The following is a 17,713-nucleotide window of genomic DNA, read 5'->3' on the forward strand; positions in this document are numbered from 1 at the left end:
TCCAATAATCTATTGACGGAACAAAAAGAATTGCGGACGAGTATATAGCTGTATATCCTTTACTTTACCGGACAAGAACGAGCCTTCACGCACTTTCATCCGTAAAGCAGAAACTTTATATATCTCCTTCATATCAATAATAATCTGATGAGGATGGGCAGAAGCCGCAGCCCAGTCTGTATGCCAAAATGAGGAAACATCGCCATCATATAAGTTCTCTCCTACTCCCAGATTTTTATCGGACAGTTCACTACTTACATAGACAACTTCCCATTTCGTCTTATCAATCGCCTGTCCTTTATCATCCAATAACTCGACTTCTGAAATACAAGCCTGATTGTCATCGGTATAAGAAGAAAGCGTTTCGATGCAAAAATGACGTAATGTTGTGGCAACAGGAAATTCAAATTGTTGCCAGTCATTGGATTCCTGTACGGTAGCTTTCAGCGCAATATCTCCCTTTTCAAGAATCGGAGTTCCCTGGACGATACGTCGTTGTCCCTGTTGGTAGTTCTTATCCACTCCCAGGCTGTCGAGTATAGGTCGGTCCAAACCTTGCAAAGTACGGTTTCCGGTATCTTCCATTTCGAAGACAATGATTTCATTTTCTCCTTCTTTCAGCCAGGGCGCAGGTACGTATAAAGTCTGCTGCGGACCGATGTTCCAAAAACGTCCGAGTGATTTTCCATTTACCCAGACAGCGCCTTTCCCCCATTGGCTCATATCGACAAAACAATCACCTTTCTTTTGAAGGCTGAATACTCCCTTATGGAAAGCCGGAACTCCATGCACCGATTCGCCGAAATTCAGTTCGGACACCTTTTCTTTATAAAGAGGTAGCGGAGTAATGGACCATCCGGTCAGCTTTTCATCTCCCCATAGCACTTGGTTTGTAATCCCTTTGCGGTTGAACTGTATATCAGGACCGTAGTTGACGCGGCCTGTGTTCTCTACCAATATCTCCAAGACAGCAGGCGCCTGGGGAATATCCAACATTACATTATTCTGATTGTAACGGCGATCCAGGCTTGCCACCTGTTTCCCATTCACCAGAACCACAGCATAGTCGCGCAAGTCCTGTATGATTAGCTTTTGCTTTCCCGCCTTGTTGATGGAAGTCTGATAATGTATATATCCAAAATCAACGCCCAGGTCTTCCATTGAAAGTACATTTTCTGATTGGGTAGTCTGGTGGAAAGCAGATTTCAGGGGAGCACTTTCTTTCAGTTCAATCGCGGCAAATGTCGTTGTAGGATTATCGGCAGGCACTTCCGGCAATACAGTTCCTTCAGGCAGATATTTCTGGATGATTTCCCTGAAAACATGATATTTGGGATAACTGTTTCCCCATTCGCCCAAAGGCGCGTCATAGTCGTAACTGGTGGGTTGCGGACGGTATCCGCCGGCTGTGTTGGCTCCATTCATATACCAGAAGTTGGTTCCGCCATGAAACATATACATGCTGATGGATACGCCACGTCCCAACATCCAGTCCAGTTGTTCCGCCGGACGCTTATAATCGACCGTCGAATGATGCTGTCCCCATACATCAAACCAAGCCGGATAGAATTCTGCCACGAAATACGGGCCGCCCGGATGGTATTTATCTATAATCTTAAAAATATCTTCGCTGAATACACCGTTCAATGTCGGCAACGCTCCGTCGATATGTCCGGCCTCAACCTGACCGCCACCATCGCAAGTAAACAGCGGGACATTGAATCCTGCATCCTTTATCATATCCCGAAGAGCAGCCAGGTATTCTTTATCCGCCGCATAAGAGCCGTATTCATTTTCTACCTGCACCATCAAGATGTTACCGCCATTGTTGATAGTCAGCGGAGCCAGTTGTTTGCCAAGCGCCTTGATGTACCGTTCGCAATATTCGAGGAAGCGGGCGTCCTTGCTACGATAAACCATATCCTTTTCCTTCAGGAGCCAGGAAGGATAACCGCCGAAGTCCCACTCCGCACAGGCATAAGGTCCCGGACGAAGTATCACATACAAATCCTCTTCCTGCGCGAGACGCACAAATTCGGCTACATCCGCCTGTCCGCTAAAATCGAACTCACCGGGTTGGCTCTCATGGAAATTCCAGAAGACATAGACCGATATGGTGTTCAGTCCCATCGCACGGGCTCTTTTCAGGCGGTCGCGCCAATATTCGTGAGGGATACGGGCATAGTGCATTTCGCCACAAATTAATTGTACGTCTTTCCCGTCAATGTTGAAAGTTCCACCGTCCAGCTTGATACGTTCTTTGGGAGAACACGCCAGAAACAGGAGTGGCATTAGCAAACCGAGTAATGCCTGACAAAGTTTTCGTTTATTCATGGATATTAAATCGTTATATTCTTATTTTATCTTTTCATACCTATTGCACAAGCGCATGACGGAATTTATTTATTTTGTTCCATCCGCCACGCGTAAAGTCAGGAACGGCCACCGAAGCCGAACCATTTTCGATGGAAAGACGGGTCAACTCCGCCATACAACACCATTCTGCCAAATCATATACATCCATGTCCAGCGGCAAACCGTTGCGCAGGCAATACACCAACCGATAGTCCATGATGTAATCCATACCACCATGACCGCCCACTTTCCTGGCTGTCTCTTCCAGTTCCCGGTGAATGGGGTGTTTGTATTTGTCCATTATTGCCTGTTTCGCTTCTTCGGGCATGGAGCCGTGCGCGCTCAGGTTCTCATGGTTGGGGACGATATGGGTGTCCACCTGTTCGGGACGCAGGCAATATTCTTCGACCGGATATTTGCTGGCATATCCGTCTGTGCCGACCAATTGGTACATACGGCTATAAGGACGCGGTGTCATGACATTGTGCTGGATAAGCATCGTCTTTCCATTTTCCGTACGGATGACAGTAGTTGTCTGATCGCCATTCTGGAAATCTTTCACTTCCTCGCCCGTTGTTTTCCTGATATATGCAGGCCCATTGACCGCTTTTGTGTCCATAGCCACCAGTGTCTTCATCCTGTCTCCCCGGTGAATATTGAGCAACTGGCAAGCCGGGCCGATGCCATGTGTCGCATATACATCCCCCCGGTTATTACGATTGTAATCCATACGCCAGTTGTTCCAATAGGAAGACCAGTATTCTTCAAGATTATGGATATAAGCCCCTTCCACGTGCAGAACCTCACCGAACACTCCCTGTTGCGCCATGTTCAGCGTAGTCAGTTCAAAGAAGTCGTACACGCAGTTTTCCAGTTGCATACAGTGCTTGCGGGTTCTTTCGGACGTATTGATGAGACTCCAAATCTCATCCAGCGTCATGGCTGCCGGCACTTCAATAGCCACGTGCTTGCCATGTTCCATGGCATATACCCCCATTTCGGCATGATGCTTCCAGTCCGTAGCTACATATACAAGGTCTATATCGTCTCTTTCGCACAACTGTTTCCATGAATTTTCATCTCCATAATAAGCCGTAGCTTCGGGCAAACCGGCTTCTTTGAGAATATCCTGCGCCTTTTCCACACATTCCTGACGAATGTCGCACAAAGCCTTGATTTTCGTGCCCGGAATATGAGTGAAACGGGCCACTGCTCCCGGGCCACGCATCCCCAGTCCGATAAATCCGACACGCACGGTGTCTATCTTGGGGGCTGTCAACTGAATGACATCCTCCTGCCCCGAAGGACGCTCCATAGTAGCCACCACAAGGGGCTGTATGGTTCCTTTCTTCTGCTCGCAGCCGGAAAAGCCGACAAGCAGAAGAAGGGAAATCATAAAACTGAAATATATCCTGTTCATTACGTTCTTTCTTCTTACATAAAACAATATTACCGGGTAATCTTATTTACAATTTCCGTCAAAGACATACGTGGCGCATCGTCTGCCATATGCAGGTTCTTTTCCACCCATTCGCGCTCCCAATGGAAATAATCGGGCGCTTGCGCTGTCTCTCCGCGAAGCAATGCGCGCTGATAGTCAAAGTAAACCATCCAACGGTCTTTGTAGTAGGTGTTCATCATGCCTGCCCATTCTTTATAGGCATAATCATGCAGATTGTCTTCCGCCGGTATGTGCTCGCCCCAATAAGTGACAAGCATCATCAGATTGTGGAAATTGTTCTTTTTCTCTACGGCGGTATTGCCTGCATCTTTCGCTTGCTGCTGCCATGTGCTCAGGCGGAAGAACGGGTCTTGTGCCAGCAGTTCATTTTCGGTATCTATCATTTCGAGGAACCGGGATACTTGCTTTTCAAACTTTTCAGTATCTTTTTCTTGGTAAGCAGTCATTATTGCATTGAATACCGAATCGGCATCATTCGCTATCACTTGCCGCAGGAAGTGTATCAAGTCGATGCGATAGGTACGGACGTCACTGAATTGGGGCATTGCCTTGGCAAACAGGAGCGCTGCTTTTCGATAAAGTTCCGTGTCGTATTTCTTAGCCAGTCTTCCCCAGGAAGAAACAGATTTGAGTTCCAACGCCGGACGCGCACATAAGATGTTTTCGGGCGGGCCTTCCTGATAACCGATTTCACTGCTATAAATGGATTTCAACATCATTTTCCAGGCAGTCCGTATATCATCGGTGATGCGTCCATAGCGGGCTGTAATATAGGATTCCACCCATTGGTCTACATCTACGCGGTCTTTGTGCCACACTAATTCAAGCAACAGTTCATAGGTAATCGGGTTATTATTAATGCCTTCGGGCAAAATGCCTACTCCCTTCATATACGATGCGTATTCTCCATTCGAGGCACGGTGAACCTCATCGGCAAAACGTTGCAACTTTCCGTTGATGCCCGGCCTTTCGCCAAAGTTAGTGACGGTAGCCCAGATGAAAGGAGTTCCCTCGTAGCCTTTGCGAGTCTCCCAGTTGTTGGTGTTTTCACCGAATAATTCCTGCACCAGTACGTAGCGTTTATCCAGTTTTTCAAGCAGCCCCGGCTTCGGGTTGTCCTGCCAGCCTTGCAACACCCAGATAGATTCCGGGAAGTATTTCTGCATTGTTTTCTGTATAGCCCGGCCTGCGTCTCCCAACGCTACACCGTCCGTTGCTCCGCCTTCGTGAAAAGGGTCGCCGGAGAAGAAACGGATATCCGAACCATACAAACGACGGGTTTCTTCATAAAATATTCCGGCTATACGGTCGAATTCAGGATCCATCGGGTCGAGAATATCCGGCCTTGTGAAAGCTCCCCAAGTACCTTGGGGAATGATATGTGCCTTACTTTTGTTTTTCAGATTGCTCGGCACCATTCCGTAGAATCCGGGCATCAACGGTTCGATGCCCAGTGACTTCATGCGTTTCAGCATTTTCTGTACGAGTTTCTTCCGGCTGTCTATCTGCGACTGGGGCATAGGTCCGCCCCATCCTTCAATATTTCCCATCAGCCACCAGGCATTATAGGCAGGTCCGGTGATAAAGTCGGCAATCTCCTTTTCAGAGTAGTTCATCCGACGGAGCGTGTTCTGCCAGACAGCTTCCGAACCGTTGGCTACAAGCATCAGGTTAACGCCGTTGAGCGCCATCCAGTCAAGCTCCCACTGCCAGTCATCCCAGTCGTAGAAACTCATGGTATAATTAAAGGTACAGTAATTCAGCGCATAGCGATATATAGATGAGGTTTTGACTGTTACGGGTTGGTCAATGACCGGAAGCTCTGTTACGGGGGCGAGCTGGTCACCAAGATGCGACATACTGCGATGGCAGTAATACTTCAAGTACCAGTTGACACCGACTGCCGCCGCATTTGCGTCGGTAGCCTGAACCAGTAGTTTCTTATTAACTGTCTGCAATGTGAAGCAACCGCCGTCCGAAGAAGGCATTGCCTTGAACTGAATATGTTTGCCCAGCCACGGAGCACGACGGGATACGAGCTCCCGTACGCCGTCGAACGGAGCGGCACAGGTATGGGCTGCCGTACACAGCAACACAAAAAGAATAACCAGAGAGTGTTTCAGTATTTTCATGGTTTGTATATTTGAACGGGTGAAAGGGCGGATACTTTATTGATCGGCACCTATATTAATATGATGAATCTCGCAACGCTTGTCACCGTCGATGTCGAACATCCCATTGACATACCCCTGATATACAAGGCCTGTGCCGATGGCCGGCGAAGCGGATTTCAAGTGTAAGTCCGGTTGTTGCGTACGGGTGCTTTTCAGCAGCGGGTCTACATTGAATACCGATGTCCGGTCGCCGCAGGCGGCTTGCCAGGCGGAAAAGTCGGTGTATTCTTTGCCGTCCCACATCCATTTATGGTTCTTCTTGTTCGGTGAGAAATAGATATTGCCGCCGATAAAATTATTCTTTCCCGAGGTGGTGTATTTGCGGATAAAGATGTCCCTGTCTGACAGGGCATAAATGATATTGTTGGCTATTACATTCTCTTCGCACAACTCGGACAGGCGAATTTCGCCTTCACTGCTGTTGTCGCGGTCGTTTACCTTCAGGTAGTTGTTCGTGCCGTCCAGTTGTCCGCCTTTCAGGTTGTTGTTGAACAGGGTGTTGTTCACCACATAGCAACTTTTGGTGCTTAGGCCGTCGAAACCGAGATAGGCTCCCATATAGATGCCGGTGCGGAAGTTGTTGTACACGAAATTGTTGCGTACGATGCAGTCCTTGGTTTGCAGTTTATAGCTTTCGCTGCACAGCCCGATTCCCCGGTCACATTCAAAGACTTCATTCTGTTCTACAATCGTATTTCCGTTGCCACACAGGTAGATACCAATCGCTCCGCCATTGGATACGGACTGGCTCCAATAGTCCTGTGACTTTTCGTGTGTACAGCGATATACTTTATTACGGCGCACTATTCCGTTACGCGCATAGTTGACCGAAATATCGCCATGAGGGTTCAGATTATCTCCGCCCGCGATAATGATACCGATGTTTTCCACATCATGCACTTCATTATCCTGAATCGTGAAATCGACTACGTTGCCTGCCAGTGTAAAGGCTTCGCTTGTGCCGCTATGAATCTCGAATATCTCGCATTTTTCTATCAGCAGATTACGAATCGGGGTGTTGTCGTTATTGCCTAACACCAGGATGGCATGCGCGCTGCGCCAGTCACCTTTGGCATCGACCAGCGGGCAATCATTCTTTATGTCGTACACTTTGCATCCCCTGAAAGTGATATTGCCGGAAGTGCCGCTTATATAGATACCTTCCGGGTCGGTGTTGTTCTCCGAATCATGGGCATGGCAGATATGCAGGTTTTCGAATTGCATATAGTCGATGTTGTTTATCTGTACCAGAGCATTCCCCCACCCTTTGATATACAGGTCGGAGCCGTCTATCCTGGCTGTCTCGCCGGGATAACTTTTCAATGTTATCATCTTGCCGGGCTTTCCCGAACGTGTGGGGACGACAAATTCGCCGTATGAGCCTTCACGCAGGAAAACGGTATCGCCGGGGTTGACACGTTGCAGTGCATTGGCTATCGTCTTGAGTGGTTTTCTTTTACTTCCATTATTCGCGTCGTTACCGGTCGGGGCTACATACCAATGGGCAGGGGTAGCTCCGCACGCCAACAAGCTAAATAGAAGAAAGCTGATGAGCGAGCAAAAACTTTTTCTCATTTCTATTTTGCTTTTAATTGAAAATCATTGAGTTTATCTATTTCATTGTGTTATTACTGATCGGCACCTATGCTGATCGTCGTTCCGCTAAAACGTACGTCACCGTCAATATCATAGTTGCCAACAAAATAGGCAGCTATAAAATGGCCTTTTCCCTTTGCGGGCGAACCCGGCTGCAAGTGCAGGTTCGGATTGGGCAGACTGGGGCTCTGCAACAAAGGATCGGCATTATAGACTGAGTTTTCATCACCGCTGGCTTTCTGCCATGCTGTGAAACTCGTGTATTCGACGCCGTCCCAAAACCATTTGTGATTGGCGGTAGTCGGAGAATAATAGAGGTTGTATCCTATTTTATTCTTGCTGCCGGACTTGGTGTACTTACGGACGAAAATATCCCTGTCGGTCACTGTGTAAATGAGGTTGTTCATAATTGTATTGTTGGTACAATTCTCCGCCAGGCGGATTTCACCTTCACTGTCCTTTTCGTCATTGATGTTCGCTGAATTATTGCTTCCGTTCAGTGCGCCGCCAACCAGGTTATTGTGGTAGAGGGTGTTGTTTACTACATAGCATCCGGACGTACCACCTATGGTATAGCCGATATAATCACCCAGATAAATGCCTGTACGATAGTTGTTGTAAACAAAGTTATTACGCACGATACAGTCTTTGGTTGCCAGTACATCGCTCTCGCTTATCAGGCCGATGGCACGGTCGCACTCCCATACGATATTCTGCTCGATGACGGTGCTTGCACCTCCGCAGACATATATTCCGATGGCTCCATAGGCAGCGGGATTATTATAAACACCTTCCCAAAAATCCTTTGAAACCTGGTGGGAACATCTATACACCTTGTTGCGTCTCACTACTCCGTTACGTGCATAATTCACGGATATATCGCCGCCCGCGTTCAGGTTATCCCCACCCGCCACGATGATTCCGATATTTTCCACATCATGCACTTCACAATCCTGTATGGTGAAACCATCCACATTTCCGGCGATAGTCAGCGTCTCACTGGTTCCGGTGTGTATATCGTAGATTTCACATTTTTCGATGGTCAGGTTACGTATCGGGGTTCCGTTATCGTCGCCTATCACCAGGAATGCATGCGCGCTACGCCAGTCACCGTTGTTGTGTCCTGCAAGACAGGTGTTTTTTATGTTATAGATTTTGCAGTTACGGAAAGTGATGTCTCTTGACACTCCGTTGATATATACTCCTTCGGGGTCGGTATTGACATCCGAATTCGTAGCGTCGCAGATATGCAGGTTTTCAAAGGTCATGTATTGGACGCTTTTCAGTTGCACCAAGGCGCTGAACCATCCTTTGATAGTCAGTCCGGTTCCGTCAATCTTTGCCATTTCGCCCGGATAGCTTTTTACTGTTACCAGTTTGCCTTTTTTCCCCGAACGTGTAGGAGTGACAAACTCGTGGTACGCGCCTTCCCGAAGGAAAATCGTATCGCCGGGATTGACACGCAGCAATGCTTTTGAGATACTTTTCAGAGGACTTTCAACAGTACCGCTGTTTGCGTCATTGCCTGTGGTAGCCACATACCAACTTACCGGTTCACTGCCGGAAGGATCACCGGGATTATTCGGGTCGTCCCCGCCATTGCTCCCTTGTTCGTTTCCCGGTTCGCCCGTAAGCTCTTTGTCGTCATTACCACATGCACTAAGACCTATGAACAAGGCAAAAGCCATTAGAATCATTTTCTTTCTCATCTGTATTTCTTTTTAAATACCCCCCTTAATTACTCGTAAACAATTTTTCTTATTACATTATTTTTCTTGTCATAGACATAAATCACGCCATTCTTGTCGACAGCCAGATCTTGCGGGCCTGCGAAAACGGCTGACGAGCCATTCGCATCTACATATCCTTCCTGAGTACCTCCTGCAACTAAGCGTACGGTCCTGTTTGTCATATCGAGCAAACGGATACTTTGGTCGAGATTCTCGCCGCCATTCCATGAACCATTACCGGCCACGTAAATATCTCCATTCGAATCAATGGCCAAATCGCACGGAAATGTAAAGAGAGCGTCTTCAAAGGCTCCGTTCAAATATCCTGCCGTACCCTTACCTGTCAGATTCTCTGCTTCCCAAGTACCGGCCTTGAATTTGACTATGCCATTCAATATCTGATCGGCTCCGTACAAATTGCCTTCTTTGTCCAAAGCAAGTCCTCTGAAATTACCGGTAGAAATCTGGGTAGAACCGTCTTTTGTCCATTTATATATACCGCTATTGGATGAGACAAAAATATCTCCGTTGCCCTTATCCACAGTCAGCATCCAAGGTTCAAAGCTAGTCTCCCCAAGTGTGGTCACCACGCCATCAGGAGTTATTTTCCTGATTTTCCATCCGAACACATCGGTCATGATGATATTGCCTTCCGCATCACAATCCATACCATAGAGTCCATTGAAGCGGGCTTGTGCTCCTGTTCCGTCTATGTCACCGCTGTTTCCGGCGAGTCCGGCCAAAGTGGTAACTGTTCCGTCGGGAGTAATCTTGCGGACACAATAGTTGACACAGTCGCCTACGTACACGTTTCCAGCGTCATCGACGCAAATGGAGCCTTTCCGCCAGTCTTCGGCAGGATCTCCCTTGGCACCGTCAAAGAAGAACAATGCTTCGCTTCCATTGCCATCCTGGTATCCCGGTTCGCCATTGCTGCTACCGGCAAAAGTGGTAACTACCGCTGAGAACGAATAGGTGAATGCTTCAATGGTGCGGACAGGCTCCCGGTTGGCGACAGTAACTGTCAACACACCGTCACCTAACTTGGGCGGAACAATAGCCATGATATTGTTCATGTTGCAGCTCAGCACTTTTAAGGGAATGTTTCCTAAAGTCACCGAAATATCTTCCGGATTCTCCGAAAAGTTCTTTCCGGTAATAAGGATTTCCGTTCCGGCGCTACCGCTGGTCGGATAGAAACGGTTCACTACCACCGGACTGCCGGCATCGTGCCCGTCGTCGTCCTTACAACTGCTAAGCAGACTTGTACTGCATACCAGCAAAGCCAAAGTAATATATTGAATAATGTTCAGTTTCATAAGACTTATCATTTTTCTACGGTTGTTATTTTCTTTACACAATTATTCCGGCGGTCTAATACATACACCGTACCGTCCTTGCCGACGCATACAGAAGAAGGAGCGCCAAAGGCAGCAGGCAGGCTTTCGATAGTGGAATTGATTCCAGCATAAGAGAGTACTTCGAAGCTGCTGTCCGTATTGCCGGATGTTCCCGAACCAGCGAAGGTGGAAACCATTCCCGTCTTCTGGTCTATGTAACGAATACTCTGGTCGGCACTGACTGTCGAAGCATCTGACGTACCATTGCCTGCCACCAGAATGTTTCCGTCCGGCGTAACAGCTATTCCCCACGGGCTGGTAAATGTAGCTTCGTTGTACGCACCGTCGGAGTATCCGCTCCGTCCGCTGCCGGCTATCACAATCGGTGTACCCCAACTGTCTTTTGCATATTTGATGATTTGGTGAGTTCCGATATTGGTAGTATAAAGATCTCCCGTAGTCTTATCTACGTCCATTCCGCCGCAACTTCCATTGCCGGTAATAATCAAAGTACCTGCGCTTGCCGGGTCACCGCCATAATCATTCAAGTCCTTGAGAAGAATATCTCCGTTTGACTTCATGCTGTAAAGCCGGTTGTTCGCCTCATCAACAGCCAGACTAATGGCTGCCTGCCAACCCAAATAAAGAGCTTTGCCATCGGGTTCGAAACATACGGTTGCACCTGTCCAGTCGTCACAGATATACATATTTCCCTTGCTATCCACCTTTAAGTCAGTAGGACGTACCACTGCGTTGTAGGAACCTGTGCCACCATTTTCATATCGCCAGTTTAGTCCCCAGTCAACCGTACTTTCCGTTCCTGCGCCGGCCGCTTCGCTGACGGTTCCGTCGGGCGTGATTTTACGAACACGCAAATTGCCTATATCCGTCAGATATACGTTGCCGTCGTTATCTACCGCGATTCCGCCCCGGCGGTATTCCCAATCCGCACACATTATATTAAATTCGGAACTTCCCGGCAGCGTGGTAATCGTACGCTCGAACAAGAGGTCTTTATATTCAAATTCACCGGTAGAAAGCGTTCTTCCGTTGAAGCTGATGATAATAGGATAAGAACCGAAATCCGCTTCGGGAATAGTCACCTGGAAATAACCTTCTTCTGCCGTACATTCTGCCGTTATGCCATTATAAGTTGCAGTCGGATTCTTGATTTCTGCCGGCAGGTTCTCCACATAGATGCGTACCTTCGTCCCTACTTTTCCGTAAGCAGGAGAAAAGCCTGTGATGGCTGTTTTCCGGAAAGTAAAGTTTACTTCCGATTGGGTGGTCTTTCCTTTTGTATTGATGACAATAGGAGCTGTCCCTATCGCTTCATTATCAGGAACTTCGACCAATAATTGTTCTTCATTGGAACGCAGAATGGAGAGTTCCACTTCATTGATGGTCACACTGATAGAAGCCGCATCCAGGGGAAACTGCTCTCCGTTTATCAGTAATTGCGTGCCGCCTTTTCCTGTATTCGGAGCAAAATCATAGATAGAAAGCTCTCCGGAACGGAGCGACAGCGACTTTTCATCATCGTCCGTACAACCTCCGGTGATAATGGCTGCTGTCAGGATAACAGCCATAGATATATAGTATGAAATTGTTTTCATTTTGCTATCTTATTAGTTTTATATTATCGGGGAAAATTTACCATCCCGGATTCTGTACCAGGCCACGTCCGCGGTCAATCTCTGTCTGATAGATAGGATACAGGTACATCTTATTATCCCAATATCTGGTCTGCAAGATTTTACGTTCATAGAAACCTTCAAAAGCAAAGCCTTGTCCCTGGTCGTCGGCAAGCACATTCATACGATAGATCTTGCGGTTTTCTTCTTTCTCATAAAGCAGGCGGCGGGCAAGTGTCCAGAAACGGTCGCCTTCGAAAGCCAGTTCGATTTGGCGTTCACGAAGAATCCATTCACGCATTTTGTCCTTGTCTCCCAAATCCTGCGGGTAGGTAGCCATAATCTTCGGAATACCTGCACGGTCACGGATTTCATTAAAGTAGCTGATAATTTTGGAATCTTCAGGGTTGTATTCATTCATCGCTTCCATATAGTTCAAGAGTATCTCGGCGTAACGAATATGTATAAACGGACGATATACCGCCTGGTCGTTACGGATACTGGAAGAGGTACTTACTTTCTTCGCTATATTGTAGCCGGTAAAGTCAGTCATTTGCGTTCCTGCGCCCGATGAACCCGAATAGTAATATTCAGCTCTTCCGAATCCGTCCTTATTCTTGTCGGATGAGAAGTAGTTGCGGTCGTCTACGGTAATGGCAGAAAGTGCAGGACGTCCATTGTAATGTACGGAAGCATAGAAACGGGGCTCACGGTTGGCGTACATATTGGATTCTCCCTTGCGGTATCCCCGGTTGATTTCATTACGGACTTTTCCGTATTCTGCGGGGTCGTCTTCTTTCGCGAATCCTGCTTCGGTATAGTTCTCATCATCATTAATATCCAGTCCGTCACGGGTCAAGAACGCATCTACGATATTTTGTGTCGCATTCTGCATGCTATATCCGCCGTTTTTCGGGTTGCAACGTTTGTCATAGCCCCACTGCCAGTCTCCTGATTTATGTGTAGCGAATATGACTTCGGCATGATTGCCGGACATAAATAAATCGCGGAAAGACAAATAAGGGTCAAAGGTTCTGTCACCGCTTTCCGTATTACGGTAGAGGTGATAAATACCCAAATCAATCACATCTTCGGCAGCCTCAGCGGCAATCCGCCATTTCTCGTTATCTTTGGTCTGGGGCGCCAGCAGTTCGCCGTCCTTATTCTTGAAATCCTTTAGACGGGGATTTCCATTCCAAAGTTCGCTGGCTGCCAACAAACGTACTTGTGAGATTACGGCCAAGGCGGCGCCTTTCGTAGGACGTCCCAAGTATGCCGTAGAAGTCCATACTTCCGGGAGTTCGCCCAGCGTGGATTCCATCAGTTCACAAACATACTCTACACATTCTTCAAACGGACGGCGCACGTATTTATTAAAGTCTTCGTCCTGTTCGACCGGTTTATCAAAAATCACAAACGGACCATACAGGCGCAAGATGTTCCAGTAGAACCAACCGCGCAGGAAGCGTGACTCTGCCTTGTATTGTATCTTCAGGTCTGTGCTCAGCACGCCTTCGGGAACACGGTCTATATTCTCTTCAAAAATAAGCGCTTTCTGAATACCCCGATAAGCGGCATTCCATTTATTATCTCCCAGCGTATTGGAAGGGCCCCAGTTACCTTCCACCATCTTACGGACATTCGTATTGGAGAATACACAAGAACTTTCGTCGGCAAAGCCAAATACGACCGGATCATCCGTAGATAGCCAGATATATCCGTAGATATTATATAAGTAAGCCTCTGCATCTGTACGGGTTTCCCAGATCATATCCGATGTTTTCAGATTCTCAGGCTTCTGATCCAGATAGTCACAGGAAGTGACCATTCCCATCGCGCCAATAGATAATAATCCGGCAGCCAATATACGGTTAAATATTTTTTTCATTGTTTTCATTGCTTGATTAGATTAAAATGAAACTCTCATTCCCAAGGTTACCATGCGTGATAGCGGATATTTTGCCCCATTAGAGCCAAGTTCGGGATCCCACAGTTTGAATTTGGAGAAGGTCAGCAGGTTTTGTCCGGACAGGTAGAAATAGAGGTATTCTATCCCCTTGTCCATCAGCTTCTTGTTCTCAAGGGTATATCCCAACGATGCTTGTTTCAGACGCAGGTAGTTACCGTTTTTCAGCCAGTGTGTACTATTTACATAATTATTGTCACTGGTACTGGCATTGGCGGTCATACGCGGATACCATGCATCTGCACGCGGATTGTCTTCCGTCCAGCGATCCAATGCTTTGGTAATAACGTTACTCGGATTCAGCCCCATACCGGTGAAAGGTACGATACCTACTCCGCCTGCTCCCCAATCACCATTGCCTGTGTCCATAGAACCACCATTAGCCATAATGGATACATCGGATACACCCTGGAAGAACAGGGACAGGTCAAAGTTATGATAGTTGACATTGAAACCCATACCGTAGGACCAGGAAGGGAACCAGGACTTGCCCAGATAACATTGGTCGTTGGCATCAATCACATTGTCATTGTTGAGGTCTTTGTATTTGATGTCACCGGGAGCCAGTTCGCGCAATTGCTTCGGACTGTTTGCTATCTCTTCCCAACTTTGGAAATAACCGTCGGCTATATAACCGTAGTATTCGCCATAACGGGTTCCTTCACTTTTCTGATAAGCATATTGCATATCCGGTTCGTCACGGAATACGATTTTGTTTTTACTGTAAGTCACGTTACCATACAGGCGCAGTCCCACTTTGTTGTTGATACGGGTCTGGTATTCGAGGTTGGCATCCAGTCCCTTATTATCCATCTCACCCATGTTGGCATAGATGGCAGCATCAAATCCTGCCATGCTCGGTAAGGAAGAACGCTGAATCAGGATGTCTTTACGTCTTTCCCAATAATAATCCAGTGTCAGACTGAGTTTGCCTAAAAGCATCATTTCCAAACCGATATTTGTTTTATAAGACTTTTCCCAAGTCAGTTTGTCTGAGCCTAGAAGAGTCTCCCTGATACCATATACGAGATTACCATTCGGACCGAAGCCGTAGTTGTTTCCACTTCCGAACTGGGTAAAATAGGCAAAACGGTCGCCTGTTCCGCCAATGTTATCATTACCTACGATACCATAGGAAGCACGCAGCTTTAATAAATCGACCGTTTGAACAATGTTTTGGAAAAATGGTTCGTGTGAGATTACCCATCCTACGGAAGCGGCAGGGAAAAAGCCGAAACGGTGTCCGGGAGCAAAATTCTCCGAACCGGTATAGGAACCGTTTATTTCTGCCAGGTAGCGGTCTTTATAGCCATATCCCAAACGGGCTGCAACTGCCTGATTACGGTAAGGAATAGAAGCAATGGCACTTCCGGCGGTAGCAATCATACGGTTACGCATATTATAAAGTACCATTCCGTTGATGTTGTGTGAACCGAATGTGCGGTCATAGGCTATGTTTGCTTCGGTATAGATTACTCTTTCCCCGGTATCACTGTGCTCGTAATAGAGTTCGTCAGAACCTTCTTTGATAGGTTTCCCGAAGATAAGTTCTCCATTGCCGTCACGTTGGTTGGCATACCATAAATCCACTCCTCCCGTACGTTTGTTATTGAATTCACTATAACTGTCGAATGAAAAACGTACATAGGCCGAAAGACCTTTGGTTATGAAATCTAATTTCTGATTGACCGTAAATACTGATTGCAAGGCAGGACGGAAGGTATCGGTATAACCCGTATTTTGTACTTCATTCATCGGATTGGAACCTGCATTGGCGGGGGGACCTGCCCAACGTCCGTCCGGATAACGGACAGGGAAAGCGACCGGTGAGGTGGAAAATGCTTCGTACCAAAGTTTATTGGCCCCAATGCCGGGATAACGTGAATCGACCATGATGGCAGAGAGGTTCATCTGTAATAAGGTGGTTTTCGTTATATTCACGTCTACATTGCTACGAAAATCATAACGTTTATAATTCAGGTTAGGATTATAGCCGTTTTCATCCTTTACGTTGTATTGTCCGCCTTGATTATAGAAAGAAGCTGACAGGTAATAACGGACCAGGTCGCTACCGCCACTGATATTCAGATTGACATTGGATACGGAAGATACTTTCTTATAGATCTGATTGATCCAGTCTACATTTGGGTATAAGTAGGGATCCAATCCGCTTTCGGTCTTCAATATCTGCTCGCGGGAGTAAACTTCGTTCAATCCTGAGTTTCGACGGCTTTCATTGTAAAGCATCATATAGTCGGCGCCGCTCAACATCTTGGGTACTTTAGTGAAGTTTGTAAAGCCTGTCTCTGCCTTGATAGAGATTTTTGGTTTGCCGACTGTTCCGCGCTTTGTAGTAATAATCATTACGCCGTTAGCACCTTTCGCACCGTATACGGCAGTGGCGGAAGCGTCTTTCAGCAGAGAGATGCTGACGATGTCTTCCGGGTCAATATTGTTATAAGCACCCCCATAAGTGGAGTTTACGTCGTCACGCTGTACACCGTCTACAATAACCAGTGGAGAAGTGTTTCCCGTGAAAGTACCGATACCGCGGATGGTAAAGGTCGAGTTATCGTATCCCGGTTCACCGCTGGATTGAACAGAGATAATACCCGCCACCTTACCTTGCAAGGCATTGCTCAGATTTGCGACCGGAGTTTTCAGGCTTCCTATATTCACCGAAGCTACCGAGCCTGTCATCGTCACTTTCTTTTGAGCACCATAACCAACTACCACAACTTCTTCCAGACTGGAAGTCGCTTCCTCCAAAGAGACATTAATGGTAGTCTGATTACCTACTTTTACAGTCCGGGCTTCGTATCCCATAAAGCGGTATTCCAGTGTTGTCTGACCATCGGGCACTGTAATCATATAAAATCCGTCGATGTCAGTAATCACTCCGGTAGTGGCGTTTAATAATTTCACACTTGCACCCGGAATTGACTCACCGGTGGTAGTAGTGACATTACCTTTTACGGTGCGCGATTTCTTCGTACCGGTACCGGCAGCAGATTCCTCTTTCGCAGGAAAGAGTAAAATTTGCTTGCCCTGAATTTTCCAGGAAATTCCTTTGCCTTTAAAAGCCTGTTCCAGCACGACATCTATTGATTGTTTCTTTGCTGAAACTGTAACGCGCTGATTTGTATTTAGTTGATTATCTTTGTAAAGGAATGAATACCCGCTTTGAGTTTGAACGGCTTCCACAAACTGTTTCAGCGTAACGCTTTTCATATTTAGAGTCAACAATTCTGACTGTTGCGACCATGACTGGGCAGGTACAAAGAAGAGTAGAAATAATATTTGCCAGGTACATAGTCTTAGCTTCCCCAAAAAGGATGAGGGCAAAATAAAACCTCTCACTCCCTTTGGGATTGAAATATTTTTCATAAATTTGCAATTTAAAATTAATAAAAGGTAGAGTTAATTTTAATCTGAAGAGGATTGGAAAACGGGAAT

At 46.9% G+C, this 17,713-nt stretch carries 9 protein-coding genes; all 9 read right to left on the reverse strand.

Features of this window, described 5'->3' with window-relative positions; genetic code table 11:
• Positions 1 to 9 precede the first annotated feature (9 nt).
• From BacF7301_RS01935 to BacF7301_RS01975, 9 genes are read right to left on the reverse strand one after another with little or no spacing between them, the layout of a single operon-like run.
• A complete protein-coding gene (locus BacF7301_RS01935; protein WP_167959732.1) occupies positions 10 to 2,334 on the reverse strand; it encodes a beta-galactosidase in 2,325 nt (774 codons plus the stop codon).
• A gap of 40 nt (positions 2,335 to 2,374) precedes the next feature.
• Positions 2,375 to 3,775 (reverse strand): Gfo/Idh/MocA family protein, encoded by a 1,401-nt coding sequence (locus tag BacF7301_RS01940; RefSeq protein WP_167959734.1) that lies wholly within the window; start codon positions 3,773 to 3,775, stop codon positions 2,375 to 2,377.
• A 29-nt stretch (positions 3,776 to 3,804) separates the two neighbouring features.
• On the reverse strand, positions 3,805 to 5,949 hold the full coding sequence (locus BacF7301_RS01945; protein ID WP_167959736.1) for an alpha-N-acetylglucosaminidase: 2,145 nt from the start codon (positions 5,947 to 5,949) through the stop codon (positions 3,805 to 3,807).
• A gap of 36 nt (positions 5,950 to 5,985) precedes the next feature.
• Positions 5,986 to 7,566 (reverse strand): right-handed parallel beta-helix repeat-containing protein, encoded by a 1,581-nt coding sequence (locus BacF7301_RS01950; protein ID WP_167959738.1) that lies wholly within the window; start codon positions 7,564 to 7,566, stop codon positions 5,986 to 5,988.
• A gap of 53 nt (positions 7,567 to 7,619) precedes the next feature.
• A complete protein-coding gene (locus tag BacF7301_RS01955; protein WP_167959740.1) occupies positions 7,620 to 9,296 on the reverse strand; it encodes a right-handed parallel beta-helix repeat-containing protein in 1,677 nt (558 codons plus the stop codon).
• 29 nt (positions 9,297 to 9,325) lie between these two features.
• Positions 9,326 to 10,636: an IPT/TIG domain-containing protein gene (locus BacF7301_RS01960; RefSeq protein ID WP_245208311.1), complete on the reverse strand. Its 1,311-nt coding sequence runs from the start codon at positions 10,634 to 10,636 to the stop codon at positions 9,326 to 9,328.
• 8 nt (positions 10,637 to 10,644) lie between these two features.
• A complete protein-coding gene (locus BacF7301_RS01965; protein WP_167959744.1) occupies positions 10,645 to 12,273 on the reverse strand; it encodes an IPT/TIG domain-containing protein in 1,629 nt (542 codons plus the stop codon).
• Positions 12,274 to 12,310: 37 nt separating this feature from the next.
• A complete protein-coding gene (locus BacF7301_RS01970) occupies positions 12,311 to 14,179 on the reverse strand; it encodes a RagB/SusD family nutrient uptake outer membrane protein (RefSeq protein WP_167959746.1) in 1,869 nt (622 codons plus the stop codon).
• A 21-nt stretch (positions 14,180 to 14,200) separates the two neighbouring features.
• Positions 14,201 to 17,644, reverse strand: coding sequence for a TonB-dependent receptor (locus tag BacF7301_RS01975; protein WP_167959748.1), 3,444 nt, complete (start codon positions 17,642 to 17,644; stop codon positions 14,201 to 14,203).
• Positions 17,645 to 17,713 lie beyond the last annotated feature (69 nt).

The sequence above is a fragment of the Bacteroides faecium genome (assembly GCF_012113595.1).
GTDB classification, from domain to species: Bacteria; Bacteroidota; Bacteroidia; order Bacteroidales; family Bacteroidaceae; genus Bacteroides; species Bacteroides faecium.